Source organism: Blastococcus atacamensis (genome assembly GCF_002938425.1).
Classification (GTDB): domain Bacteria; phylum Actinomycetota; class Actinomycetes; order Mycobacteriales; family Geodermatophilaceae; genus Blastococcus; species Blastococcus atacamensis.
Genome location: NZ_POQU01000053.1, coordinates 1 through 26,311, shown reverse-complemented (window position 1 = coordinate 26,311; position 26,311 = coordinate 1). Strand labels below are relative to the sequence as shown.

The following is a 26,311-nucleotide window of genomic DNA, read 5'->3' as shown; positions in this document are numbered from 1 at the left end:
TTTTTAGTCAGAATAAGGCATACTGTATCTAGTACGGTATCGTGGGCTCGGTGATGTGTGTAATAGACAGACCCGGGATGGTGCCGGGCGGCGGAGTGCCTCCCCGCGAGGCACTCCGCCGCCCGGCACCATCGCGGGTACCGCCCGGATCCCTCGAGAGGCAGCAGAGATGAGCACCACCGGAACGCCTGCGGCCTCGGAGCCGCGGCCACCGGTGCACGTGTCGGTCCTCCTGGACCGCGTGACGGAGCTCCTCGCCCCCTCCTGCTCCGCCGACGGGGCCGTCCTCGTCGATGCGACCCTCGGTCTGGCCGGCCACACCCTCGCGATGCTCGACGCCCACCCCGGCCTGCGCGTGATCGGGCTCGACCGCGACCCCGAGGCGCGTGCCGAGGCGGCCCGCCGCATCGACGCCGCCGGTCACGCCGACCGCGCGACGCTCGTGCCCGCCGTCTTCGACGAGCTGCCCGACGTGCTCGACCGCCTCGGCATCCGCGAGGTGCAGGGCGTGCTGTTCGACCTCGGCGTCTCCTCCCTCCAGCTCGACCGCCCCGACCGCGGCTTCAGCTACTCGACCGACGCGCCGCTGGACATGCGCATGGACCCCACCGTCGGCCGCACCGCTGCCGAGGTGGTCAACACCTATCCGCCGAAGGACCTGGCCCGCGTGCTGCGCGTCTACGGCGAGGAGCGCTTCGCCTCCCGCATCGCGGCGGCCATCGACCGCGAGCGGGCGCGCGAGCCCTTCACCGGCACCGCACGGCTGGCCGAGCTGGTCCGCGAGTCCATCCCCGCGGCCACCCGCCGCACCGGGGGACATCCCGCCAAGCGGACCTTCCAGGCGCTGCGCATCGAGGTCAACGACGAACTCGGCGCGCTGGAGCGCGCCCTCCCCGCCGCGATCGACGCCCTGGCCGTGGGCGGCCGGGTCGCGGTCATCACCTTCCACTCCTTGGAGGACCGGATCGTGAAGCAGACCTTCGCCGCCGAGGCGGCCGACCGGACACCGCCGGGCCTGCCCGTGCCGCTGCCCGAGTACGGACCGGTCCTGCGGCTGCTCACCCGCGGGGGAGAGGCACCCGGCGAGGCCGAGGTCGCCGCCAACCCCCGTGCGGCTTCCGCCCGCGTCCGCGCCGCCGAGCGCATCCGGCGGGCGGCGTGAGCCGCACCGCCGCCGTCGGCACCGCCGTCCCCCGCGCGACGGCGCCGCGCGGAACGGCGACCGCCCGGACCGCTGCCACGCGGACCTCCGCGACGCGCACCGCCGCGTCTCGCGGCGCCGCTGCCCGGGTCACCGGTGCGCGCGCATCCCGCGCCGGCGCTGCCCGGCCGGAGCTCCGGCTGGTGCCGACCGTCGGCGCCCGCCCGCGTCGCCGCGCACGGGGCGCGCTGCTGTCCCGCAAGGCGACCTTCGTGCTGGTCCTCGTGGCCATGCTGAGCCTGACCACCGTCGGCCTGCTCGTGCTCAACACCGCGATCGCCGTGGACTCGCTGCAGGCCAGCAAGGCCCGGGAGGCCAACGCCGCCCGCGCCCAGGAGGTGCAGCGGCTGGAGCAGGAGGTCGTGTCCGGCGAGACGCCGGCCGTGGTCGCCGCCGCGGCGGCAGCCGCCGGTCTCGTGCCCGCGGGCGTTCCCGGCTACCTGGTGATCGGTCCCGAGGCGACGGCGATGCGGGGCACCCCCGAGCCGGCGCCGGCCCCCGCGCCGGCGGCGGGCGCTCCGGGCGGGAACTGAGCCGTGCCGAACAGCCTCCGCGGGCCCGCAGGCGGATCCCGCGCCGTCCGGTCGGCTGCCTCCGGCGACACGGGTCCGTTCGTCTCCCGCCGTCCGCCGGGCACCCGGCGGACGCGGGGAGCCGGCCTGTCGGTCGACCAGCGCGGCCGGCGCAACCGGTGGGGGCTGGTGGTGCTCATCGCCCTGCTGGTGCTCGTCGTGGGCCGGCTCGTGGTGGTCCAGGGCATCGACGGCAGCGCCTACGCCAGCGAGGCCGAGCAGGACCGGCTGCGCGACTACACGATCGCCGCGCTCCGGGGCCAGGTGCTCGACCGGAACGGCAACCCCCTCGCCTACACCGTGGACGCCTCGCGCGTGGTGGCCGACCCGACGGTGGTGGACGACCCGCGGCGCACCGCGCTGGCCCTCACCACGCTGCTCGGCGTCCCCGTCCCCGAGCTCACCGAGAAGCTCTCCCGCGAGGGCCGCTACGTGGTCCTCGCCACGCAGGTCTCCCCGGAGACCAGCGACGCGGTGGACGAGCTCGGGCTCGCCGGCATCGTCCTCGAGGACGACCCCGTGCGGCTCTACCCGGCCGGTGCGGTGGGCGGCCAGGTCGTCGGGTTCGTCGGCCGCGAGGGTGATGGCCTGGCCGGTATCGAGCGGACCTTCGAGGACCAGCTCGCCGGCACCGACGGCAAGCGCATCGTGGAGGTCGGCAGCGGCGGGCACCCGATCCCCTCCGGCATCGACGAGTCGAGGCCGGCCACCGACGGCAACGACGTCACGCTCACCCTCGACCAGGACCTCCAGTTCGTCCTCGACCAGCGCCTGGCCGAGGCCTGCGCGGACGGGTTCACCACCCAGGCCTCCGCCGTCGTCCTCGACGCGAGGACCGGCGAGGTCGTGGCGATGGGCTCCTGCCCGGGTTACGACCCGGGTGCCTACTCGACGACCGATCCCGACCTGCTCGGCAACCCGGTGGTCTCCGACGTCTTCGAGCCCGGCTCGGTCATGAAGGCCGTCACGTTGGCCGCCGCGGTCGAGGAGGGGACGGCGACGCCGGAACGGGTCCTGTCGGTGAACGGCCACATCCAGGCCGGCGACCGCGTCGTCACCGACGCCCACGACCACGCGCCGGTCGACTGGACGGTCACCGGGATCCTGGCCAAGTCCAGCAACGTCGGCACCATCATGCTGGCCCGCGAGATCGGCGACGCGACGCTGGAGAAGTACCTGCGCGCCTTCGGCGTGGGGCAGACGACGGGCATCGAGCTCCCCGGCGAGAGCCGCGGCATCCTCGAGGACTCCGCCGACTGGACCGCCAGCCGCGCCGCCAACGTCCCGATCGGGCAGGGCGTCTCGGTGACCACCCTGCAGATGGCCTCCGTCTACCAGGCACTGGCCAACGGCGGCGTGCGCGTGGAGCCGCGCATCGTGAAGTCGGTGACGAGCCCCGGCGGGCGGGTCACGCCGGCACCGGAGCCGAAGAGCACCCGGGTGGTCAGCCAGTCCACCGCCGACTCCCTCGCGTACATGCTCGAGGCCGTCGTCGGCCCTGGCGGCACGGCGCCGCTGGCCCAGCTGGAGGGCTTCCGCGTGGCCGGCAAGACCGGCACCGCGCAGCGGGCCAATCCCGAGACGGGCAGCTATGCCGGTGGTGGGTACATCACCACGTTCGCCGGGTTCGCCCCGGCCGACGACCCGCAGTACGTCGTCGCCGTCGACCTCGAGCGGCCGACCAGCTCCGCGGAGGGCGGGCAGGTCGCCGCACCCGTCTTCGCCGACGTCATGCGGGCCGCGCTCACCGGCGACGGCGTCGTCCCCTCCGGCACCGCCCGCCCCGAGTTCGACCTGACCGGCACCCCCTGAAGAAGGACCCCACTGCCCCCCACCGCTCGCGGGCTCGCGGCGGGACCCTGCAGCGGGGCCGTGGCGCGGCACGGTATCGGCTCCTGTCGCCGGTAGATTGGAGCCCCGTGACCCCGACCGACGACGGGGCGACCCCGCCGCTTGCGGGGAACCGCCCCCTGCCCCTGTCCGACCTGGCCGACCTCGTGGGTCCACCGGTCGGTCCCGCCGCCGCGGGGGACACGCCGATCTCCGGTGTCACCCTCGCCTCGAACGAGGTCCGGCCCGGGAACCTGTACGCCGCGCTGCCCGGCGCCCGCACGCACGGGGTCCGCTACGCCGCCGACGCCGTGGAGCGCGGCGCCGTGGCGCTGCTGACCGATCCGGGCGGCCGCGACGACGCCGTGGCGACCGGCCTGCCGGTGTGCGTGGTCGACGACCCGCGCGCCGTGCTGGGGCCCGTGGCCGACCGCGTCTACGGCGAGCCCAGCGCGCGGCTCACCGTCCTGGGCATCACCGGTACCAACGGCAAGACCACGACCAGCTACCTGGTCGAGGCCGGTCTCGCCGCGGCCGGTCTGTCCACCGGCCTCATCGGCACGGTCCGGACCCAGACCAGGGCCGCCGACGGCGCGGTCACCGCGCTGCCCAGCGTCCGCACCACGCCCGAGGCGCCCGCGCTGCACGCCCTGCTCGCCGGTATGGCCGACGACGGCGTCTCCGCGGTGGTCATGGAGGTCTCCAGCCACGCGCTGGTGCAGGGCCGCGTGGGTGGGGTGCGGTTCGCCGCCGCCGGGTTCACCAACCTGGGCCGGGACCACCTGGACTTCCACGCCGACATGGAGGACTACTTCCAGGCGAAGGCGCTGCTGTTCGACGGCCGCGCCAGGGTGGAGGTGGTCGACGTCGACGACGCCTACGGCCGCCGGCTGGCCGAGCGGCCCGCCCGGCGCCCGGTCACCGTGTCCAGCACCGAGGGCGCCGTCGCCGACTGGACCGCCTCCGACGTCGCCAGCGCCCGGGGCGGCGGCTCAACGTTCGTGCTGCACGGCCCCGGTGGGCGCACCTGGCCGGCCCGGCTGCGGCTGCCCGGGCGCTTCAACGTGGCCAACGCCGTCCTCGCCGTCGCCCTCCTGGACGGGGTGGGGGTCTCGGTCGAGGACGCCCTGACGGGGCTGGCCGCCACCGTCGTGCCCGGCCGCATGGAGCCCGTCCACGCCGGCCAGCCGTTCGTCGCCGTCGTCGACTACGCGCACACCCCCGACGCCGTGCGCACCGCCCTCGCCGCCCTCCGGCCCGACACCGCCGGCCGGCTGATCACGGTGCTGGGCTGCGGCGGCGACCGGGACCCGGGCAAGCGGCCGGACATGGGCGCGGCCGCCGCCGAGGGCAGCGACGTGCTGGTCGTCACCGACGACAACCCGCGCTCGGAGGACCCCGCCGCGATCCGGGCGGCGATGCTGGCCGGGACCTCCGAGGTGCCGCAGAGCCGCCGGGCGGAGATCATCGAGGTGGCCGGGCGTCGCGAGGCGCTCGCCGCTGCCGTGCGCCTGGCGCGGGCGGGGGACACCCTGCTCGTGGCGGGCAAGGGGCACGAGACCGGTCAGGAGGTCGCAGGGACGGTGCACCCGTTCGACGACCGCGACGTCCTCCGCGAGCTCCTCGCCCCCGCGGGGACGCCGGCATGATCCCCCTCTCCGCGGCGGAGATCGCCGACGCGACCGGTGGCCGGCTGGTGGGCGAGCCCGGGGCACCGGTCACCGGCGCCGTCACCCTGGACTCCCGTGCCGTCGGCACCGGCGACCTGTTCGTCGCCGTCCCCGGCGAGCGGGTGGACGGGCACGACTACCTCGCGGCCGCCGCCGAGGCGGGGGCGGTGCTGGCGCTGGTCACCCGGCCCGGCCCCGTGCTGCCCTGCGTCGTCGTCGAGGACCCCGTCGTCGCCCTGGGCCGGCTGGCCTCGGTCGTGCACGCCCGGCTCGCCGCCGGCGGCCTGCGCACCGTGGGCATCACCGGCTCCTCGGGGAAGACCTCCACCAAGGACCTTCTCGGGCAGGTGCTGGCCGCGGCCGGACCGACGGTGAGCCCGCCCGGCTCGTACAACAACGACATCGGCCTGCCCCTGACCGTCCTCTCGGCCGACGAGGGCACCCGCTACCTCGTGCTCGAGATGGGCGCCCGGGGCGTCGGCCACATCGCGCGGCTGTGCCGGGTGGCGCCCCCGCAGGTGGGGGTCGTCCTCAACGTCGGGTCCGCGCACCTGGGCGAGTTCGGCAGCCCCGAGGTGATCGCCCAGGCCAAGGGCGAGCTGGTCGAGGCGCTTCCGGAGGACGGCACCGCCGTCCTCAACGCCGACGACGCCCGGGTGATCGGCATGGCTCCGCGCACCCGCGCTGGGGTGCTGGCCACCGGTCGCGGCGCCGACGCCGACGTGCGGGCCACCGACGTCGTCCTCGACGAGTCCGCCCGACCCCGCTTCACGCTCGTCGCCGCGGGGGAGGAGCACCCCGTCGCGCTGCAGGTCGTGGGCGAGCACCAGGTGGCCAACGCGCTGTCCGCGGCCGGTGCGGCCCTCGCCGTCGGCATGGCGCCGGGCGAGGTGGCCGCTGCGCTGTCGGCCGCCGGCCCGCGCAGCCGCTGGCGGATGGAGGTCTCCCGCCGGGACGACGGCGTGACGATCGTCAACGACGCGTACAACGCCAATCCGGAGTCGATGCGCGCCGCCCTGGCCGCGCTCGCCGGGCTGCCCGCGGAGCGCCGGATCGCGGTGCTCGGTGGGATGGCGGAGCTCGGCCCGGACGCCGCGGCCGAGCACGAGCGGCTCGGCTCCGACGCCGTGGCCGCGGGGGTCGACCTCGTCATCGCCGTGGGTGCCGACGCGGTGGGCATAGCCGGAGGTGCGACCGCCGCGGGGCGGCGCGCAGGAGAGGAGTCGGTGCACGTGCCGGACCGGGCCGCTGGCCTCGCGCTCCTGACGGAGGTGCTGCGCCCCGGGGACGTCGTCCTCGTCAAGGCCAGTCGCTCCTACGGCCTGGAGCTGCTCGCCGCCGACCTGCTGGGCGGTGCCGCGCAGTGAGGAGCGTCCTCATCGCCGCAGCGGTCGGGCTGATCGTCTCGATCCTGCTGACCCCGCTGGCGATCCGCGCGTTCCGCCGGCAGGGCCTGGGCCAGGAGATCCGCGACGACGGCCCCGAGAGCCACCTGTCGAAGAAGGGCACGCCCACGATGGGCGGCACCGTCATCGTGGGTGCCACCGTCCTGGGATACGTGGTCGCGCACCTGGTCTTCGTCGGGCAGACCGGCTGGGGCTTCACCGCCACCGGCCTGCTGCTGCTGTTCCTCATGGTGGGCATGGGCACCGTGGGCTTCCTCGACGACTACCTCAAGATCCGGCACCGGCGCAGCCTGGGGCTGAACAAGACGGCGAAGCTGGTCGGCCAGCTGGTCATCGGCGTCACGTTCGCCGTGCTGGCCATCAACTTCCCGCGCGACGGGGTCACCCCGGCCTCGACCGTGGTCTCCTACGTCCGCGACATCGCGCCGCTGACCCTGGGCCCGGTCGCCTTCGTGATCCTGGCCTACCTCTTCATCGCCGGGTTCTCCAACGCCGTGAACCTCACCGACGGTCTCGACGGGCTGGCGGCCGGCTCCTCGGCGATGGTGCTGGCCTCCTACGTGGTCATCTCGTTCTGGCAGTTCACCCACGACTGCGCCAACGAGCTGATCGAGGGCTGCTACACCGTGCGCGACCCGCTCGACATCACGCTCATCGCGGCGTCGGGCATGGGCGCCTGCCTGGGTTTCCTGTGGTGGAACACCAGCCCGGCCCGGATCTTCATGGGCGACACCGGCTCGCTGGCGCTGGGCGGGCTGCTCTCCGGCCTGGCCATCGTCACCCGCACCGAGCTGCTGCTGGTCGTGCTCGGCGGTCTCTTCGTGGCGGTCACGCTCTCAGTGATCATCCAGGTGGCGTTCTTCCGCGCCACCCGCCGGCGGGTGTTCCGCATGGCACCGCTGCACCACCACTTCGAGCTGGCCGGCTGGACGGAGAGCACCGTCATCGTCCGGTTCTGGCTGGTCACCGGCATGGCGGTCGCGTTCGGGCTGGGGCTGTTCTACGCCGACTGGCTCAGCTTCGTGGGCCTGTGACCGGGCCCGGATCGCTGCTCGCCGGCCGCACCGTCCTCGTCGCCGGGCTCGGCGTCTCCGGCGTCGCGGCTGCGCGCGTCCTGCTCGGCCTCGATGTCCGGGTGCTGCTGACCGATGCCGCCCAGGTGCCGGCCGTCACCGAGCTGACCGCCGCCGGGGCGACCTGGCTCGGCGCGGTGGACACCGCACCCGCCGACGTCGACCTCGTCGTCACCTCGCCCGGCTGGCGGCCGGACAACCCGTTGCTGGCCGACGCCGCCGCCCGCGGCATCGAGGTGGTGGGCGAGCCGGAGCTGGCCTGGCGGCTGCGCATCGCCGGTGCCGACGGCGCTCCCGCGCCGTGGCTGGCGGTCACCGGCACCAACGGCAAGACCACCACGGTGACCATGCTGGAGGCGATCCTCCTGGCCGCCGGTCGCCGGGCGGTCGCCGCGGGGAACGTCGGCCGGCCGCTGGTCGAGGTGGTCACCGCCCGGGCCGACGACGGCACCCCTGCCTTCGACGCCGTCGCCGTGGAGCTGTCGAGCTTCCAGTTGCACTGGTCGTCGTCCCTGGCGCCGACCGCGGCCGCGGTGCTCAACGTCGCCGACGACCACACCGACTGGCACGGCTCCTTCCCGGCCTACCGGGACGCCAAGGCCCGCATCCTCGAGCACGCCCCGGTGGCCGTCGCCGATGCCGGCGACCCGGTGGCGGCGCGACTGGTCGAGGGCCACGCCCGGCCGGTCACCGTCACCCTCGGCGAGCCGGCTCCCGGCCAGCTGGGCGTGCGCGCCGGCACCCTGGTCGACCGTGCGTTCGCCGACGACCCGGCGGGCGAGGTGCTCATGCAGCGCTCGGAGCTGCAGGTGCCCGGGCCGCACAACACCGTCAACGCCCTCGCCGCCGCCGCGCTGGCCCGCGCGCTCGGCGTGCCCGCCGTGGCGGTGGCGCGCGGCCTGGCCGGCTTCCGGGGCGGCGCCCACCGCAACGTCCTGGTCGCCACCGTCGACGGCGTGGACTACGTCGACGACAGCAAGGCCACGAACCCGCACGCCGCCGGGGCGTCGCTGGCCGCCTATCCGCGGGTGGTCTGGATCGCGGGCGGCCTGCTCAAGGGCGCCGACGTCGACCCGCTGGTCGCCGCCGTGGGCCCGCGGCTGGCCGGCGTCGTGCTGCTCGGCCGTGACCGCGCGGAGATCGCCCGCTCGCTGGCGCGACACGCCCCGTCGGTGCCGGTGGTCGAGATCCCCAGCGGCGACGATGGCCGGATGGACGCAGGCCGGCCGGACCCCGCGACGACGATGGCCCGCGTCGTCGCCGCGGCCGCGGAGCTCGCCAGCCCCGGGGACACCGTCCTGCTCGCACCGGCCGCGGCGTCCATGGACGTCTTCCGGGACTACCACCACCGGGGCGAGGCCTTCGCCGACGCGGTGCGGGCGCTGGGGTGAGCCGATGACCAGCACCGAAACCCGCCCGCGCGCGTCGCGGGCCGGCTCCCGCCCGACCCGGATCGACGGCCGCGTCCGCCGCTGGACCGGTCCGGCCTGGCTCGACGGGCCCATGACCAGCTGCCACCTGGTGCTCGGCTCGGCCGGTCTGCTCCTGCTCATCGGCCTGGTCATGGTGTTCAGCGCGTCCGCGATCGAGGCGGCCCTGGACGACCAGCCCGCCTGGGCCCCCGGCGTGAAACAGCTCGTCCTGGCCTGCATCGGGCTGGGCGCGATGGTGGTGGCGATGCGGCTGCCCGCGGGTTTGATCCGCCGGCACGCGCCCAAGGCGCTGGTCGTCGTCTTCGGCCTGCTGCTGCTCGTGCTGATCCCCGGCATCGGGATCGAGCGCAACGGCGCCCGCCAGTGGATCCCGCTGGGCTTCACCGACTTCCAGCCCTCGGAGCTGGGCAAGCTCGTCTTCGCGCTGTGGGGCGCGCACATGCTGGCGCTGCGCGAGCGCTACATGACCACGCGGGCGCTGCTGGTCCCGGTGCTGCCGGTGTTCGGGGTCCTCTCCGTGCTGCTCATCGTCGAGCCCGACTTCGGCGGCGTCGTGAGCCTCGGGCTGGTCCTGGTCGGCCTGCTCTGGGCCGGCGGGCTGCCGCTGAAGTGGTTCGGCGCCTTCGCCGGTGCCGCCGTCGTCCTGATCAGCCTCGCGGTGGTCGTCGCCCCGTACCGGATGGAGCGCATCACCGCCTTCATGGATCCCTTCGCCGACCCCACGAACACCGGGTTCCAGGCCATCCGCGGGTTCTACGCCCTGGCCACCGGCGGCTTCTGGGGCGTGGGCCTGGGCAACAGCGCCATGAAGTGGAACATCCTCCCCGAGGCGGAGTCGGACTACATCTTCGCGATCATCGGCGAGGAACTGGGTTTCCTCGGCTGTCTGGTGGTCGTCACCCTGTACGGCGTGCTCGCCTATGCCGGCTTCCGGATCGCCCGGAACTCCGCCGACCGGTTCGTCCAGCTGGCCAGCGTCGCCATCACCGTGTGGCTGATCGGCCAGGCGACCATGAACATGGGCTACGTGGTGGGGATGCTGCCGGTGACCGGTGTGACGCTGCCGCTGATCTCGGCGGGCGGCACCTCGCTGATCCTCACCCTGTTCATCATCGGCCTGCTGGTCCGGTTCGCCTGCTCCGAGCCCGCCGCCGTCGAGCACCTGCGCTCCGCCGAGCGCAGCCGGCTCACACGACTGCTGATGCCCGCGCCGGCAGCCGCCGTGGACCCGGTGCGCCCGCGGCGCTTCCCGGACGAGCCCCTGCGCGAGCAACCCGTGGTCGGAGGCGCGCGCACCCTCGTGCACGCCCGGGGCGCCGCCGCCCGCCGGTCCCCGGCCCGTGCGGAGGCTCCCCGCCGCGGCGCGCCGGCCCGTACCGGCACCGGTGCCCCCGCCCGGCGCGATCCCGCCCGGCGCGATCCCGCTCCGCGTCGACGTCCCGGCGGCGACCGGTGAGCGGCCCGCGGTCGGTCGTGCTGGCCGGTGGTGGGACCGGTGGGCACATCGAGCCGATGCTCTCGCTGGCCGACGCCCTCCGTCGGCGCGGTGGCCCCGACCTGCGGATCACCTGCCTGGGGACCGCGCGCGGCATGGAGACCCGGCTGGTGCCGGCGCGCGGCTACGACCTGCGGCTGATCCCGCCGGTGCCGCTGCCGCGCAAGCCGACGCCGGACCTGCTCCGCGTGCCCGGCCGGGTGCGGCGCTCGGTGGCCGAGACGCGGGCGGTGCTCGACGAGGTCGCGGCCGACGTCGTCGTCGGGTTCGGCGGCTACGTCGCGCTGCCGGCGTACCTCGCGGCGAAGCGCGCGGGCGTGCCGGTCGTGGTGCACGAGCAGAACGCCCTGCCCGGGCTGGCCAACCGCATCGGTGCCCGCATCGCCGCGCGCGTGGCGGTGACCGTGCCGGGCACGCCGCTGCACCGCGGCGAGCACGTCGGGATGCCGCTGCGCCGCAGCATCTCCACGCTCGACCGCGATGCCCTGCGCGCCGAGGCCCGGTCCACCTTCGGCCTGGACGCCGACCGGGCGACGCTGCTGGTCTTCGGCGGCTCGCAGGGCGCCCAGTCGCTGAACCGGGCCGCGGTCGCCGCCGCCGACGCCCTCACCGACGCGGGGGTGCAGGTGTTGCACGCCCGGGGTCCGAAGAACACCGGCGTCGTCGTCCCCGAGCGGGCCGACCGGGCGCCGTACGTCGTCGTGGACTACCTGGAACGGATGGACCTCGCCTACGCCGCGGCCGATCTCGCGCTGTGCCGCTCCGGGGCGGTCACCGTGGCCGAGCTCTCGGCGGTCGGGCTGCCCGCGGCGTTCGTCCCGCTGCCGATCGGCAACGGCGAGCAGCGCCGCAACGCGCTGCCGGTGATCGACGCCGGTGGCGGCCTGCTGGTCGAGGACGCCGATCTCGGTCCCGAGTGGATCACGGGCACGCTCCTGCCGCTGCTCACCGACCCCGCGGCGCTGGCCGCCCTGGCCCGGCACGCCGCCGCGGCCGGGGTGCCCGACGCCGACGTTCGGCTGGCTGACATCGTCTGCGAGGTGACGGAGAAGAGATGAGCGCCGCGAAGACGACAGGTGAGCGAGCATCGCAGCGGGGGACGGGCGAGGAGCGGAACGAGCCCGGGGTCGAGCGATGAGCGCCGACGACGTGGCGGCATGGACCGGTCCGGTGCCCTCGCTGCCCGAGCTCGGGGCGGTGCACTTCATCGGCATCGGTGGAGCCGGCATGAGCGGCATCGCGCGCATCCTGCTGGCCCGTGGTGTGCGCGTCTCGGGCAGCGACCGCCGCGACAGCCCCACGCTTCTGGCGCTGCGGGCACTGGGCGCGCGGGTCGAGCTCGGCCACGAGGGCGGGCACGTCGGCGACGCCGACACCGTCGTGGTCTCGACCGCCATCCGGGGCGACAACCCCGAGCTGGTGGCCGCCCGCGAGCGCAGGCTGCGGGTGCTGCCGCGCGCCGTCGCCCTGGCCGCGGTCATGGCCGGACGGCGCAGCATCGCCGTCGCCGGCACCCACGGCAAGACCTCGACCACGTCGATGCTCACCGTGGCGGTGCAGGCGTGCGGGGTCGACCCGTCCTTCGCCATCGGCGGCACGCTCAACGAGTCGGGCAGCAACGCGCACGCCGGTGCGGGCGACGTCTTCGTGGCCGAGGCCGACGAGAGCGACCGCTCGTTCCTGCTTCTCTCGCCGTTCTGCGCCATCGTCACCAACGTCGAGGCCGACCATCTGGACAACTACGGCGACCTCGCCGCCGTCGAGGCCGCCTTCGACCGCTTCCTGCAGACGGTCGACCCGGTCGGCTTCGTCGTCGTCTGCGCCGACGACCCCGGTGCCGCGCGGCTGCGCACCGTGCCGTCACCGGCCCGCATCCGCACCTACGGGACCGCCGAGGACGCCGACCTGCGGCTGACCGGCCTCGAGGTCGCGGCCGAGGGCACCAGCTACACGGCGGTGCTCGACGGCACCGAGCTCGGCCGGGTCCGCATCCAGGTGCCGGGGGAGCACATGGCCCGCAACAGCGCGGCGGCGCTGCTCACCGGCCTGGAGCTGGGGCTTCCGGCGGACGCGCTGATCGAGGGGCTGGGCCGCTTCGGCGGCGTCCACCGCCGGTTCGAGCTCAAGGGCGTCGCCGGCGGGGTCCGGGTGTACGACGACTACGCCCACCACCCGACCGAGGTCGCCGCCCAGCTGCGCGCGGCGCGGGCGGTCGCGGGGGAGGGGCGCCTGGTCGTGGCCTTCCAGCCGCACCTCTACAGCCGCACCCAGGAGTTCGCGGAGGGCTTCGGCGCCGCGCTGGGGTTGGCCGACGAGGTCGTGGTGATGGACGTCTACGGCGCGCGGGAGGACCCGGTCCCCGGCGTGACCGGCGCGATGGTCGCCGACGCCGTGCCGCTGCCCCCGGAGCGCGTGGTGTTCGAGTCCTCCTGGTCGGCGGCCGGTCCGGCGCTGGCCGCCCGCGCCCGCCCCGGGGACCTGGTCATGACCATGGGCGCGGGTGACGTGTCGATGGTGGGCCCCGAGGTCCTCGACGCCCTGCGCGCCGCCGAGGGTCCGGCCAGGGAGGACGACGGGGCGGACGCCGGACGGTGAACCGCGCCGGTCGCACCACCCGGGACCGCACGCGAGGCGGGCGCAGGCCGGCCGAGCAGCGCGGAGCCGGCGCCACGCCGCTGCCCGACCGGCGCCGTCCGCTCGGCGCGCGGCAGCGGCGCTCCCTGCAGGCCGCCACGCTCCTGACGGTCCTGGCCGTGCTCGGCTGGCTGCTCTGGCTCGGCCCGGTGCTGGCCGTGCGCACCGTGCAGGTGGACGGGTTGGGCACGCTCACGGCCGACGAGGTGCGCGAGGTGGCCCAGGTGCCCGACGGCGCGCCGCTGCTGCGCGTGGACGTCGCCGCCGTGGAGGACCGCGTCGCGAAGCTGCCGCAGATCCGCTCGGTGCAGGCGGCCCGCGGCTGGCCGGACCGCATCGTGATCACCGTGGCGGAGCGGATCCCGGTGGCGGTCGTCGGGACCGCCGGACGGCGGTCGCTGGTCGACGCCGACGGTGTCCTGTTCGACACCGTGACCGGTGATGCGCCGCGCGGCGTCGTCCCGCTCGACGTGGCGGACCCGGGTTCCGACGACCCCGCCACGCAGGCGGGGATCGCGGCGATCCGGGCGCTGCCCGGCGGCCTGCGCGACGACGTGGAGACGGTGTCCGTGCCCGATCCCGACGCCATCGAGCTGACGATGCGCGACGGCACGGTGATCCGGTGGGGCGACGCCGGGGAGTCCTCGACCAAGGGCCGGGTGGTCGTGGCGCTGCTCGACCGGATCGGGGACGGCGAGCTGGAACCGACGGACCTGATCGACGTCAGCGCTCCCGACGCCGTCGTCCTCCGCTGACCGTCGGCAGCGGGTCGCGCGCCGGTCATGGCGGTCTCGTGGCACAGCGTCGCGGGATCGCTCCGCTGCGGTCGGGACCAGCACGTCGGCCGACACGCCGGGCACTGCGACACGCCCGACACGCGGTCTGTTCACGGATGTTTCTCGTCTCGCGTGGCCGGCCGCGCCGAACCCCGGCAGCAGACGCTTCCGGCGCGCGTCGTCACCCGTCGTGAGCCAGATGTGACCACTGGGTCGTGAGGGTTTGGTGCGATCCGCGCGTATCGACACGCCGAGCCGGACGAGGTGCTTGTGACGCCTCTCCGACCCCACCTAACTTCATCCACGTCGACTGAGTTGACATAACTGTAAGGCTGAACTTGAGGATGAGGGTCCAGTTGGGGAGCGCCGCATGACACCTCCGCACAACTATCTAGCGGTCATCAAGGTCGTCGGCATCGGCGGCGGCGGGGTGAACGCGGTCAACCGCATGATCGAAGTCGGCCTCAAGGGGGTCGAGTTCATCGCGATCAACACCGACGCCCAGGCGCTGCTCATGAGCGACGCCGACGTGAAGCTCGACGTCGGCCGCGAGCTGACCCGGGGCCTCGGGGCGGGTGCGCAGCCCGACGTGGGCCGCCAGGCCGCCGAGGACCACCGCGAGGAGATCGAGGAGGTCCTCAAGGGGGCCGACATGGTCTTCGTGACCGCGGGCGAGGGTGGTGGCACCGGCACCGGTGGCGCCCCCGTCGTCGCCTCGATCGCGCGGAAGCTGGGGGCGCTGACCATCGGCGTCGTCACCCGCCCGTTCGCCTTCGAGGGCAAGCGGCGCGCGGTGCAGGCCGAGTCGGGCATCGACGAGCTGCGCAACGAGTGCGACACGCTGATCGTGATCCCGAACGACCGGCTGCTGCAGCTGGGCGACCGGAACGTGAGCGTCATGGACGCCTTCCGCACCGCCGACCAGGTGCTGCTGTCCGGTGTCCAGGGCATCACGGACCTGATCACCACGCCGGGTCTGATCAACCTGGACTTCGCCGACGTCAAGTCGGTCATGTCCGGGGCAGGCTCGGCCCTGATGGGCATCGGCAGCGCGCGCGGGGACAACCGGGCGCTGCTGGCCGCCGAGCAGGCCATCGCCAGCCCGCTGCTGGAGGCCTCGATGGAGGGCGCCCACGGCGTCCTGCTGTCCATCTCCGGTGGTTCGGACCTCGGCCTGTTCGAGATCAACGAGGCCGCCTCGCTGGTCTCCGACGCCGCCCACCCCGACGCCAACATCATCTTCGGTGCCGTCATCGACGACGCCCTGGGTGACGAGGTCCGGGTGACGGTCATCGCGGCCGGCTTCGACGGCGGACGGCCGAACACCCGCAAGGACGGCGCCACGACCACCGCGGCCTCCGCGGGCATGTCGGCCGGGGCGGCGTCGCCGTTCGCCACCCACCGCCGGTCGGTCGCGGCTCCGCCGGTCGCCACCACGCCGCCGCCGGCACCGGTGCCGGCAGCTGCTCCGCAGGCGACCCAGTCGTCCGTGCCGCCGGCCGGGGAGCGGCTCGCCCCGGCTCCGACCAGCGGGTCGGCCGCGCCGTCGCGTCCGGGCGGGGGTGGCATCACCGTTCCGCCGCTGCCGCCCATCCCGGGCGCGAACGCCAACGGCCGTCGCCCGCTGTCGAACGAGGACTTCGAGGAGGAGCTGGACATCCCGGAGTTCTTGAAGGGCTGACGGAAGGACCCCCTCGCCCCCCACCGCTCGCTCTGCTCGCGGCGGGGCCCTGCGAGGGGGCCGTTCCGAGATGTCACCCGGGGCCGTTCGAGCACGGCACCTCGTAGGCTTCGTCTACATGAGCAACAACCCGGCCGCTCCGTCGGCGGTGCGACCCCGCAGGGTCGTCACCGACCGACGGGGCGGCCGCTCCCGTTCCCCGTACGACTCCTTCAACCTGGGCGACCACGTCGGCGACGACCCGGGCGACGTCGCCGCCAACCGGTCCCGCGTGGCCCGGGAGCTCGGGGTGGGGGAGGACCGGCTGGTCTGGATGTCCCAGGTGCACGGCGCCGGCGTCGCCATCGTCGACGGTCCGCAGGACGGCCCGGTGCCCGACACCGACGCCCTGGTCACGAGCACGCCGGGCCTGGTGCTGGGGGTGCTGGCCGCTGACTGCGTGCCGGTGCTGCTCGCGGACTCCGAGACCGGCGTCGTCGCCGCGGTGCACGCCGGCCGCGAGGGCGTGCGCAAGGGCGTCGTGCCCGCCACGCTCTCGGCGATGGCCAGCCTGGGCGCCCGTGCGCGGCACGTGACCGCGCTCCTGGGGCCCGCCGTCTGCGGCGAGTGCTACGAGGTGCCCGAGGCGATGCAGGCGGACGTCGCCCGCGTGGCGCCGTCGGCCGCGGTGCGCACCCGCACCGGCACCCCGGGCCTGGACCTGCGGGCGGGGGTCGCCGAGATCCTCCGCAGAGCCGGTATCCCCGAGGTGGTCCAGGACCCGCGCTGCACCGTCGAGGACGCGGCCCTCTTCTCCCATCGCCGTGAGGGCGTCACCGGCCGCCAGGCGGGGCTCGTCTGGCTCGACGCGCGCCCCTGACCTGCTTGGCAGGATGGGCGGCATGTCCCTCGCGGAGAACCTGAGGACCGTCCGGGCGCGGATCGACGCCGCCGCACGGACGGCCGGTCGCGCGCCGGCCGACGTAGGGCTCCTGGCGGTCAGCAAGACCTGGCCCGCCGACGACGTGCGGGTACTCGCCGCCGCAGGCCAGCACGACTTCGGCGAGAACCGGGTGCAGGAGCTCCTCGGCAAGGCCGTGGACCTCGCCGACGTCGATCTGCGCTGGCACTTCGTGGGCCAGCTGCAGCGCAACAAGGCGGCGGCGGTGGCCCGGACCGGCGCCGTCGTCCACTCCGTCGACCGGCCGGCGCTCGCGACGACCCTGGACCGGGCCGCCCAGGAGATGGGCCGCCCCGTCGAGGTGTTCGTGCAGGTGGACCTGGGCGGACCCGAGGGGGAGGCCGCTGCCCGCGGCGGGGCGGCACCCGTCGCCGTCCCCGCGCTGTGCGACACGGTGGCCGGGACCGCCGGACTCCGGCTGCGCGGGCTCATGGCGGTGGCCCCCCGGGAGGGGGACCCGGCGCCCGCCTTCGCCCGGCTGGCCGCCCTCGCCGAGCGGGTGCGGGCCGACCACCCGGAGGCCGGGGAGCTGTCCGCGGGCATGAGCGGCGACCTCGAGGCGGCAGTCGCCGCCGGCGCCACGCTCGTGCGTGTCGGTACCGCGTTGTTCGGCGCGCGCCCCCTACCCTGCGGTGAGTTCGAGGAACACCAGCCACGCGAGTCACAGCAGTAACACGGGGCGCATGGGAACCGGACTCCTGGGGACGATGTGACCACTGTGCAGACGCGACGCTGAGGACACCAGCAGAGGGGGAGGTCCGATGGCTGGAGCCATGCGGAGGATGGGGATCTACCTGGGACTCGTCGAGGACGACGACACCCGGGCCTACGGCCGGTACGACGCCCGGTCGTCGGAGGATCTCGACCACGGCCGGTACGGCCGCTACGGCGAGGAGCGCTACGACGACGACTACGCCGACCCGGCGTACGCCGACGACTACGCCCGCGCCGGGTACGACGAGGAGCCGGCCCTGACCGAGACCCCCGTGCGCGACCCCGAGCCGATCTCCGTGCGCCGGGTGGCGCCGCGCACCCTCGGTCTGGCGCCCACGGCCTCCGGGTCGTCGGCCGCCCGCCTCGGGGGCTCGTCGCACGGCTCCGGCCCGGTGCACAGCTCCGGCCCGGTGAGTGCCGCGGCCGCCCTGGTGCGCGAGCCCGTCGTGGTCCCCGAGCCCGAGCCGGCTCCGGCCCCCGCGCCGGCCGCGAAGTCCTACCGGATCACCACGCTGCACCCGCGCACGTACAACGAGGCCCGCACCATCGGTGAGCGCTTCCGCGACGGCATGCCGGTCATCATGAACCTCACGGAGATGGACGACGCGGACGCGAAGCGGCTCGTGGACTTCGCCGCGGGTCTGAGCTTCGGCCTGCGCGGTAGTATCGAGCGCGTCACGGCAAAGGTGTTCCTGCTCAGCCCGCAGGACGTCGCTGTCACCCCCGAGGACAAGGCGAAGATCCGCGAAGGCGGGTTCGGCGACAAGTCCTGATCGGTGGCGGAGCGGTGACACCGGTGACGGCGGCACCCGAGGTGCCCTGAACGAACGAGGACTGTGGCTCTCTTCTGGTCGATCGTCTCATCGGTCCTGCTCGTCTTCCTCGTGCTGCTCTTCGCACGGTTCGTCGTCGACTGGGTGATGGTGCTGGCGCGCAGCTGGCGCCCCTCCGGCCTGGTCGCCGCCGGGCTGGAGGTCGTGTACTCCACCACCGACCCGCCGCTGAAGGCGGTGCGCAAGGTCATCCCGCCGTTGAACCTGGGGTCCATCCGACTGGACCTCGGGTTTATGGTGCTGCTGATCGCCGTGGTGATCCTCCGGAGCATCACGACGCGGCTGGCCATCACCGCGTGACCGCTTTTCCCTTCCGGGGTAGAGACGCAGAACGGGTGTGGTCCCGCTCGTCCAAGTACGTCCCTGTGCCCGCCGTCCGACCCGAGGTGACCTGAGATGCCACTCACGCCTGCCGACGTGCACAACGTCGTCTTCAAGAAGCCACCCATCGGCAAGCGGGGCTACGACGAGGACGAGGTGGACGCCTTCCTCGACGTCGTGGAGGCCGAACTGGCCCGCTTGATCGAGGAGAACAACGAGCTTCGCGCCGGTGTCGGCCGGGCCGCCGCTCCGCGTGCCGAGGAACGGCCGGAGCCCCCGGCTCCCGCGCCGGCCCCCGTCGTCGCGGCGCCCCCGGTCCAGCAGACCCGCGAGGACGACAGCGCGCGGGCCTCGCGGATGCTGGCGCTGGCCACCGAGACGGCCGACCGGTACGTCAACGAGGCCAAGACGCAGGCCGAGCAGATGCTGGGCAGCGCCAAGACCAACAGCGAGCGCCTCATGACCGAGGCCCGCGCCAAGAGCGAGCAGATGGTCGCCGAGGCCAAGCACCGCGCGGATTCGATGATCGGCGACGCCCGCACCCGCGCCGAGACCATGGAGCGGGAAGCCCGCGGCAAGGCCGCCGCCCTGGAGCAGGACGCCGAGCGCCGGCACGCCGAGGCCATGGGCTCACTGGAGGAGAAGCGGTCCAGCCTGGAGCGCAAGATCGAGGAGCTCCGCACCATGGAGCGCGAGTACCGCACCCGCCTGCGGTCCTTCCTCGAGTCGCACCTGCGCGACCTGGACAGCCGCAGCTCCGCGGAGCCCGCCACGGTGGGCCGGCAGAACCAGCACGCTCCCGCCTGACCCCACCGCCGGAGCGGGGGCGGGGTTCCCCGTCCCGCTCCGACGGCGAACGGCCGCTGACGCGACGCGTCAGCGGCCGTTCATGCGTTCGGCGACCGACTCCGGACGCCCGACGGTGGGGCAGGAAGGCCCCACCCGCCGTCTGCGACACCGGCCCCGATGATCGCGACGTGTCGCACCCGGCCCTGGTCCGGCCGGAAGCTGCGGGTCAGCCCTTGACGCTCCCGGCCAGCAGGCCGCGGACGAAGTAGCGCTGCAGGCCCAGGAAGACGGCCAGCGGCAGCACGATGGACACGAAGGCTCCTGCCGCCAGCAGATACCAGTCCGAGCCGCGGGTTCCGACCATCTCGGCCAGGCGCACCGTCAGCGGCGCGACGTCCGGGGCGCCGCCGGCGAAGGTGAGCGCGACGAGCAGGTCGTTCCACACCCACAGGAACTGGAAGACGCTGAACGCCGCGATGGCCGGCGTCAGGAGCGGCAGCAGCACCTGGAAGAAAATCTTGACGTGCCCGGCGCCGTCCATGCGAGCGGCCTCCACCAGGGACGCCGGGATCTCCTTCATGAAGTTGTGCAGCAGGAACACCGCCAGCGGCAGCGCGAAGATCGAGTGCGACAGCCAGATGGTCCAGAACGAGCCGTTCAGCCCCGTGTCGACGTAGAGGGTCAGGAGCGGGATGAGCGTGACCTGGATCGGCACCACCTGCAGCGCGAAGACCGCGACGAACAGGACGTTGCGACCGCGGAACTTCACCCAGGCGAAGGCGTAGGCGGCCAGGAGCGCCAGCGTGATCGGGATGATCACCGCCGGCAGGGTGATGACCAGCGAGTTGACGAACAGCGAGGCGAAGTTCGTCCCGCCGTAGAGCACCTCGTTGTAGTTGTCGACGGTGAACTGCGGGTCGGTGAAGGCCGTCCACCAACCGGAGCGGCGGATGTCGAGCTCCGGCCGGAAGGACGTGACCAGCAGCCCGAGCGTCGGAACCGTCCACAGCACCGCGATGACGATCGCGATGGCCGACGCGGCCGGCGACGTCAGCTTGGTCTTGGCGGCCACCGCTCGCCGCTCGGCGCGACTGAGCCTGCGCTCCTTGGTGGGCACCGGTGACATCACGGGCGTCGTCGTCGTCATCGGATCTCCTCGGCGAGGCGCAGCTGGCGGACGTTGTAGGCCACGATCGGGATGACGAGGACGAACAGCAGCACGGCCAGGGCGGCCCCGAGTCCGACGTTGAACTGCCGGAACGACTGCGTGTAGAACTCGTTCGCCACCACGCTGGTGCCGAACTGGCCGCCGGTCATGGTGCGCACCACGTCGAAAGCTTTGAGCGACACGATGGCCACCGTGGTGAGCACCACCACCAGGGCGGGCCGGATGCTCGGCACGGTCACGTAGCGGAACATCTGGACGCCGCTGACGCCGTCGAGCCGGGCGGCCTCGACGATGTCGTCGGGGATGGCCTTGATGGCCGCGGACAGCACGGTCATGGCGAAGCCCGCCTGGATCCAGATCATCACGACGATCAGGTAGACGTTGTTGGACGGGCCGTTCAGCAGGAACTGCTGGGGCTCGACGCCCACGAGGACCAGCAGCTGGTTGAGCAGACCGATCTGCCGGACGCCAGGCTGGTCCGGGCGGTACTCGTAGACGAACTTCCAGATGACGCCGGCACCGACCATGGAGATCGCCATGGGGAGGAACACCAGCGCCTTGGCCAGCGCCTCGAAGCGGGTCCGGTCGACCAGGTAGGCGTAGAGCAGACCGAGCGACGTCGTCACCAGCGGCACGAGCACCACCCAGAGGACGGTGTTGCGCAGGACGGTCTGGAAGTTGTCGGTGGTGAACACCGTGACGTAGTTGTCCAGCCCGACGAACGTCGAGCCGTCGCGGTTGAAGAACGACCCGCGCACGGTGTCGAGGGCCGGGTAGACCAGCCCCACGAGGAGAAGCAGGATGGTGGGGCCGAGGAAACCGGCGGCCACCACCCAGTTGGGCACCCGCTTCGGCCGGTCGACGGCGAACAGGATCGCGGCCATCACCGCCGCGAACAGCAGGATGGCGACCACCATGAGGGCGAGCTTGTGCCCGGTGGTGGATGCCTCGAGGAACCACTGCACCGCTGACGACCTCTCTGGCGTAAGCCGGGACGCCGGGGCACCGCAGTCGCGCTGTGGTGCCCCGGCCTCCTCCGGGTGGGGTGGGCGGCGTCCGCGGCCGATGGCCGGCAGCCGCCCCGGTCAGGGCGTCGCGATCAGGGTCGTCCCGATCGCGACGCCGTGATCACGATGCCGGCCAGGCGTTCTCGACGTCGGTCAGCACCTGCTGGGTCGGCTTGTTCGTGGCGATCCAGTTGGTCAGCTCGGTCCACATCGCACCCGCGCCGACCTCACCGGGCATCAGGTCCGAACCGTCGAAGCGGAACTCCGCCTCCGGGTCCTGGAACAGCTCGGCAGCCAGCTGGTCGATGGGAGAGGTGAGGTTGTCGATCTCCAGGCCGGTGTTCGCGCTGACCCAGCCCGGGCCCGAGACCTGGGCCTTGATGTTGGCCCACTCCGGGGAGGACAGGTAGGTCTGGAACGCCTGGGTGGCCGGGTCGTCGTTGAAGGCCGCGGTGAACTCGCCGCCGCCGAGGACCGGGGGAGCGTCGCCCTCGATGGGCGGGAGCGGGAACGCGAAGACGTCCCCGTCCTCGGCCACCTCGGTGCCCTCGGGCCAGTTGGCCTGGTAGAAGGACGCCTGCCGGTGCATCCAGCAGCTGCCGTCGAGGATGGGCAGGCCGGCGTCACCGAACTCGGTGGTGGCGATGGACTGCACCTCACCGAGGCCGCCGTTGACGTAGTCGGGGTTCTTGAGGATCTCACCGACCGTGTCGAGCGCCTCGACGACCTGCGGGTCGTTGAACGGGATCTCGTGGTTGACCCACTGGTCGTAGACCTCGGGACCGGCGGTGCGCAGGAGCACGTCCTCCAGCCAGTCGGTGGCCGGCCAGCCGGTCGCGTCACCGGAGGCGATGCCGGCACACCAGGGCTTGGCGCCGCTCTCGGCGATCTGGTCGGAGAGGTCGATCATCTCCTCCCAGGTCTGGGGGATCTCGTAGCCGGCCTCCTCGAACGCGGACGGGGAGTACCAGACGAAGGACTTGGCGTTGGCGCCCAGCGGAGCGGCGTAGAACTCGCCGTCGACGCTGCCGTACTCCCGCCAGCTCTCGTCCCAGTACTCGTCGACGTTGGCCGCCACCTGCTCCGGGGCGGGGACGACGGCGCCGGTCGCGACCAGCGTGGCCAGCAGGCCCGGCTGCGGGATGAAGGCGATGTCGGGGGCGTTGCCGCTCTGCACGCGCACGACCAGCTGCGCCTCGAACTCGCGGGAGCCCTCGTACTTCACGTCGACGCCGGTGCACTCCTCGAAGGGCACGTAGGACTCGATGTGCGGGGTGTCCTCCGGGTCGGTGATGGAGGTGTAGACGTTGACGGTCTCGCCCTCCAGGTCGCCGAACTCCTCGTAGGGGGCGCAGTCGATCGTCAGGTCGGAGGCCTGCGTCTCGCCGCCACCGCCGCCACCGGTCTCGTTGGCGCCGCAGCCGGCGAGCAGCAGTGCCACACCCAGGCCGCCGACCAGCGCCGGCGAACGCCGCATTCTCGCGCCCATGCTCATGTTCTCCTCCAGAGTTCCGCGGCTCAGCCGCACTGCGTCGCTCGACGCGGACGGTTCGCACACCGCGGTGCCGTCACGTCGGCGCGACCATAGCGTCGCAGTCGGCACACTCCCGGAACATTTCTGCAACCGTTATGAGATCGGATGGAGGACGGCTGCTGGGAGGTGCCTGCCGGTCACGGTCGTGTCACGTTCGGGCACGCACGGGTAACGGCACCCCTCCGGCGCTTTTCCGCGCACGGAGCGCGTGTCAGAGTGGCGCTCCCATGCACCGGTGCGGAAGGGGTCCCATGGCCGCCATCACCTACGACCAGGCCACGCTCGTCTACCCGGGAGCGACCCGTCCCTCGGTCGACGCGCTCGACCTGTCGATCACCGATGGCGAGTTCCTCGTCCTCGTCGGACCCTCCGGCTGCGGCAAGTCCACGTCGCTGCGCATGCTTGCGGGCCTGGAGGAGGTCACCTCGGGGGCGATCCGCATCGGGGACCGCGACGTCACGAACCTGCCGCCGAAGGAGCGGGACATCGCGATGGTGTTCCAGAACTACGCGCTGTACCCGCACATGACCGTCGGCGAGAACATGGGCTTCGCGCTCAAGATCGCGGGGGTGTCCAAGGAGGAGCGGGCGGTGCGGGTCCGCGAGGCGGCCCGGCTCCTCGACCTGGAGGAGTACCTGGAGCGCAAGCCGAAGGCGCTGTCGGGCGGGCAGCGGCAGCGCGTGGCGATGGGCCGGGCGATCGTGCGGCAGCCGCAGGTCTTCCTGATGGACGAGCCGCTGTCGAACCTCGACGCGAAGCTCCGCGTGCAGACGCGCACCGAGATCGCCGCACTGCAGCGCCGGCTGGGGACGACGACGGTCTACGTGACCCACGACCAGGTCGAGGCCATGACGATGGGCGACCGGGTCGCGGTGCTCAAGGAGGGTGTCCTGCAGCAGGTCGACACTCCCCGCAATCTCTACGACCGGCCGGCCAACAAGTTCGTCGCCGGCTTCATCGGCTCGCCGGCCATGAATCTCGTGTCGGTGCCCCTGACCGAGGGCGGGGCCGTGCTCGGCGGGCACCCGGTGCCGCTGCCGCGGTCGGCCGTCGCCGCGCTGGCCCAGGAGGGTGGCCGCACCGCCACAGTCGGGTTCCGTCCCGAGTCCGTCGAGTTCGTGGGGGCCGGGGAAGGCTTCCCGGTCGAGGTCCTGGTGGTGGAGGAGCTCGGTTCCGACGCCTTCGCCTACGGGCAGCTGCACGGCGGGACAGCCAGCTCAGATGCCCGGCGCGGTCCGCTGGTCCTGCGCGCCGACGCGCGGAAGCCGCCGTCCAAGGGGGAGGTCGTGCACGTCGCGATCCGGCCGGGAGAGGTGCACGTCTTCTCCTCGGTGACCGGACGGCGCGTGTCGCAGGTCGAGCGTTGAGGCCGGCGCCGTCCGCTTCCCGGCGCGGATGCTCCGCCGGCGGGGCGCGCGCGTGATCCCGGCGGCCGGTGCCCTGGTGCTGGTCGGCCTGGCGCTGTTCGTGGCCGGGCTGCTCACCGGCGGCAACGCGTTCTTCTGGGCCTGCGTGGCCGCCTGCGTGGCCGCGGCCGCGCTCCTGGTCGCCGCTCGCCGGCAGATCTCCGCACACCCCGCCGCCGCCGCGGCGGCGGACGAGCCGGCGCAGGCGCCGGTCGCCGCCGGGAGCGCGCCGGTCCCCGCGGAGCCGGAGCCGGCGCTCGGGACCGAGGACCCCCCGGTCGAGGAGGTCGAGGTGACCGACCTGCTGCTGATCGTGGACCTGAAGGACGAGGTGCTCGTGGTCGACGAGCGCCCGCGCTACCACGTGGCCGGCTGCTCCTGGGTCGGATCGCGGACGACGATCCCGCTGCCGCTGGACGAGGCCCGCACCGACGGCTTCACCCCGTGCGGCACGTGCCGGCCCGACCGGACGATCGCCGGCCGGGCCCGCGCGAGCCGCAAGGCGACCTGAGGCTCAGGCCTTCGTCACCCAGAACCGGGAGCCCTCGGGCCCCTCGACGCCGTCGCCCTCGCCGGCCGTGGCGGCGTGCACCGCGACGGCGAGGACCTCGCCGGCCAACTGCTCGGCGTGCTCGTCGAGCGCCTGCGCGAGCGCGCCCTCGGCGGTCCAGCGCAGCTCGATCCGGTCGCTGACCTCCAGGCCGGAGTTCTTGCGCGCCTCCTGCACCAGGCGGACGACCTCGCGCACCAGTCCGGCCCGCTCCAGCTCCGGGGTGAGCGTGAGGTCCAGTGCCACCGTCAGCCCGCCGGTGCTGGCCACCGTCCAGCCCTCCCGCGGGGTCTCGGTGACGATCAGGTCGCCGTCCTCCAGGGGCACGGGGGCGCCGTCGACCTCGACCGTCGCGGTGCCCGCGCGGTAGTCGGACACCAGCGCGACGGCGTCGGTGGCGGCGACGGCCTTGGCCACCGCCTGCACCTGCTTGCCCAGCCGGCGGCCCACGGCGCGGAAGTCGATCTTCACGCTGACGTCGACCAGGTCACCGCCGACCGCGGCCAGTTCGAGGACCTCTGCCACGTTGAGCTCGTCGGCGACCTCGGCGACGAGGTCGCGGGGCAGCGAGGCCCAGCCCGGGGCGGCCACGACGGCGCGGGCCAGGGGCTGGCGGGTGCGCACCTTGGCCGCGGTCCGGCCCGAGCGGCCCAGCTCCACCAGCCGGCGGACCAGCGCCATCTGCTCGACCAGGGTGTCGTCGAGGGCCTCGGTGTCTACGGCCGGCCAGGAGGCCAGGTGCACCGAGTCGGGAGCGTCCGTGAGCCCCGGGACGACGGCGCGGGTCCACACCTCGTCGGTGACGAACGGGGTGAAGGGCGCCATGAGCCGGGTCAGCCCGTCGAGCACCTCGTGCAGGGTGCCGAGCGCCGAGGCGTCGCCGTCCCAGAAGCGACGGCGGGAGCGCCGGACGTACCAGTTGGACAGGTCGTCGACGAACTGCGCGAGCAGCCGGCCGGCGCCCTGGGTGTCGAACTCCTCCAGGGCGGCGGTGACGTCGCGGGTGACGGCGGCCAGTTCGGCCAGCGCCCAGCGGTCCAGCAGCGGCCGCTCGGTCCGCGCCGGGGCGGGGGAGGCTCCGTCCTCGCCCCGCCCAGGATCGAGCGGCCGCTGCAGGACCGTTGGGCGACCGTTTCTTATAAACATCTATCGATGCCTAACAAGAGGACAGTATTGAGATGTATGGCGGATCGTACGTGTAATCATAAACATTAGACGTAAAAGCACAACAGCACTACTACATGCTTAAGAACAACGTAAATACATAGTTAAATATAA

The 26,311-nt window shown here is 73.6% G+C and carries 23 protein-coding genes; 19 read left to right on the top strand and 4 right to left on the bottom strand.

Annotation, left to right across the window (positions count from 1 at the left end):
• Positions 1-169: 169 nt before the first annotated feature.
• The 17 genes from rsmH (at position 170) to wag31 (ending at position 19,386) form a co-directional block, all read left to right on the top strand.
• Positions 170-1,162 carry a 16S rRNA (cytosine(1402)-N(4))-methyltransferase RsmH gene (gene rsmH, locus C5508_RS13045; RefSeq protein WP_104525381.1) on the top strand — a complete coding sequence of 331 codons (993 nt, stop codon included), beginning with the start codon at positions 170-172 and terminating at the stop codon, positions 1,160-1,162.
• Positions 1,159-1,734, top strand: a complete 576-nt coding sequence (locus C5508_RS13040; protein ID WP_104525380.1) for a hypothetical protein — start codon at positions 1,159-1,161, stop codon at positions 1,732-1,734. The genes rsmH and C5508_RS13040 overlap by 4 nt, the downstream gene beginning before the upstream one ends.
• 3 nt (positions 1,735-1,737) lie before the next feature.
• Complete coding sequence (locus tag C5508_RS13035; protein ID WP_104525379.1) at positions 1,738-3,585, top strand: peptidoglycan D,D-transpeptidase FtsI family protein; 1,848 nt, start codon at positions 1,738-1,740, stop codon at positions 3,583-3,585.
• Positions 3,586-3,692: 107 nt separating this feature from the next.
• The gene (locus tag C5508_RS13030) at positions 3,693-5,252 is read left to right on the top strand and encodes a UDP-N-acetylmuramoyl-L-alanyl-D-glutamate--2,6-diaminopimelate ligase (protein ID WP_104525378.1); all 1,560 of its coding nucleotides are present in this window, start codon (positions 3,693-3,695) and stop codon (positions 5,250-5,252) included.
• A complete protein-coding gene (locus C5508_RS13025) occupies positions 5,249-6,640 on the top strand; it encodes a UDP-N-acetylmuramoyl-tripeptide--D-alanyl-D-alanine ligase (RefSeq protein ID WP_104525377.1) in 1,392 nt (463 codons plus the stop codon). Before C5508_RS13030 ends, C5508_RS13025 begins: the two co-directional genes overlap by 4 nt.
• The gene (gene mraY / locus C5508_RS13020) at positions 6,637-7,713 is read left to right on the top strand and encodes a phospho-N-acetylmuramoyl-pentapeptide-transferase (RefSeq protein ID WP_104525376.1); all 1,077 of its coding nucleotides are present in this window, start codon (positions 6,637-6,639) and stop codon (positions 7,711-7,713) included. The genes C5508_RS13025 and mraY overlap by 4 nt, the downstream gene beginning before the upstream one ends.
• Positions 7,710-9,143, top strand: coding sequence for a UDP-N-acetylmuramoyl-L-alanine--D-glutamate ligase (gene murD, locus C5508_RS13015; protein WP_104525375.1), 1,434 nt, complete (start codon positions 7,710-7,712; stop codon positions 9,141-9,143). Before mraY ends, murD begins: the two co-directional genes overlap by 4 nt.
• 4 nt (positions 9,144-9,147) lie before the next feature.
• Positions 9,148-10,641 (top strand): putative lipid II flippase FtsW, encoded by a 1,494-nt coding sequence (gene ftsW / locus C5508_RS13010; protein ID WP_232797119.1) that lies wholly within the window; start codon positions 9,148-9,150, stop codon positions 10,639-10,641.
• Entirely contained in the window at positions 10,638-11,738 is a 1,101-nt protein-coding gene (murG, locus tag C5508_RS13005) for an undecaprenyldiphospho-muramoylpentapeptide beta-N-acetylglucosaminyltransferase (protein ID WP_104525374.1), read from the top strand. Before ftsW ends, murG begins: the two co-directional genes overlap by 4 nt.
• A 76-nt stretch (positions 11,739-11,814) precedes the next feature.
• Complete coding sequence (gene murC, locus C5508_RS13000; protein WP_104525373.1) at positions 11,815-13,275, top strand: UDP-N-acetylmuramate--L-alanine ligase; 1,461 nt, start codon at positions 11,815-11,817, stop codon at positions 13,273-13,275.
• The gene (locus tag C5508_RS12995; protein ID WP_104525372.1) at positions 13,272-14,069 is read left to right on the top strand and encodes a cell division protein FtsQ/DivIB; all 798 of its coding nucleotides are present in this window, start codon (positions 13,272-13,274) and stop codon (positions 14,067-14,069) included. Before murC ends, C5508_RS12995 begins: the two co-directional genes overlap by 4 nt.
• Before the next feature lie 391 nt (positions 14,070-14,460).
• Positions 14,461-15,771: a cell division protein FtsZ gene (gene ftsZ, locus C5508_RS12990; protein WP_104525371.1), complete on the top strand. Its 1,311-nt coding sequence runs from the start codon at positions 14,461-14,463 to the stop codon at positions 15,769-15,771.
• Between the two features lie 118 nt (positions 15,772-15,889).
• The gene (pgeF, locus tag C5508_RS12985; RefSeq protein WP_104525370.1) at positions 15,890-16,630 is read left to right on the top strand and encodes a peptidoglycan editing factor PgeF; all 741 of its coding nucleotides are present in this window, start codon (positions 15,890-15,892) and stop codon (positions 16,628-16,630) included.
• Positions 16,631-16,652: 22 nt separating this feature from the next.
• Positions 16,653-17,384, top strand: a complete 732-nt coding sequence (locus tag C5508_RS12980; RefSeq protein ID WP_104525369.1) for a YggS family pyridoxal phosphate-dependent enzyme — start codon at positions 16,653-16,655, stop codon at positions 17,382-17,384.
• 88 nt (positions 17,385-17,472) lie between these two features.
• A complete protein-coding gene (locus C5508_RS12975) occupies positions 17,473-18,198 on the top strand; it encodes a cell division protein SepF (protein ID WP_104525368.1) in 726 nt (241 codons plus the stop codon).
• A gap of 63 nt (positions 18,199-18,261) precedes the next feature.
• Positions 18,262-18,558 (top strand): YggT family protein, encoded by a 297-nt coding sequence (locus tag C5508_RS12970; RefSeq protein ID WP_104525367.1) that lies wholly within the window; start codon positions 18,262-18,264, stop codon positions 18,556-18,558.
• Between the two features lie 96 nt (positions 18,559-18,654).
• Positions 18,655-19,386: a DivIVA-like cell division protein Wag31 gene (gene wag31, locus C5508_RS12965; protein ID WP_104525366.1), complete on the top strand. Its 732-nt coding sequence runs from the start codon at positions 18,655-18,657 to the stop codon at positions 19,384-19,386.
• 208 nt (positions 19,387-19,594) lie between these two features.
• Here wag31 and C5508_RS12960 read toward each other — a convergent pair whose 3' ends face one another.
• The 3 genes from C5508_RS12960 to C5508_RS12950 all read right to left on the bottom strand — a co-directional run bounded on the left by C5508_RS12960 (position 19,595) and on the right by C5508_RS12950 (position 23,032).
• Positions 19,595-20,515 carry a carbohydrate ABC transporter permease gene (locus tag C5508_RS12960; protein WP_104525365.1) on the bottom strand — a complete coding sequence of 307 codons (921 nt, stop codon included), beginning with the start codon at positions 20,513-20,515 and terminating at the stop codon, positions 19,595-19,597.
• Entirely contained in the window at positions 20,512-21,501 is a 990-nt protein-coding gene (locus C5508_RS12955) for a carbohydrate ABC transporter permease (protein ID WP_198598064.1), read from the bottom strand. The genes C5508_RS12960 and C5508_RS12955 overlap by 4 nt, the downstream gene beginning before the upstream one ends.
• A 163-nt stretch (positions 21,502-21,664) precedes the next feature.
• Positions 21,665-23,032 (bottom strand): ABC transporter substrate-binding protein, encoded by a 1,368-nt coding sequence (locus C5508_RS12950; protein WP_198598063.1) that lies wholly within the window; start codon positions 23,030-23,032, stop codon positions 21,665-21,667.
• A gap of 296 nt (positions 23,033-23,328) precedes the next feature.
• Between C5508_RS12950 and C5508_RS12945 the strand changes: the two genes are divergently transcribed.
• Together C5508_RS12945 and C5508_RS20515 are read left to right on the top strand one after the other, a co-directional pair.
• Positions 23,329-24,444 carry an ABC transporter ATP-binding protein gene (locus tag C5508_RS12945; protein ID WP_104525363.1) on the top strand — a complete coding sequence of 372 codons (1,116 nt, stop codon included), beginning with the start codon at positions 23,329-23,331 and terminating at the stop codon, positions 24,442-24,444.
• A gap of 52 nt (positions 24,445-24,496) precedes the next feature.
• Entirely contained in the window at positions 24,497-24,994 is a 498-nt protein-coding gene (locus C5508_RS20515; RefSeq protein WP_198598062.1) for a hypothetical protein, read from the top strand.
• 3 nt (positions 24,995-24,997) lie between these two features.
• On the opposite strand, the gene C5508_RS12935 is transcribed toward C5508_RS20515, so the two are convergent.
• Positions 24,998-26,179 carry a DUF5915 domain-containing protein gene (locus tag C5508_RS12935; protein WP_232797117.1) on the bottom strand — a complete coding sequence of 394 codons (1,182 nt, stop codon included), beginning with the start codon at positions 26,177-26,179 and terminating at the stop codon, positions 24,998-25,000.
• Positions 26,180-26,311 lie beyond the last annotated feature (132 nt).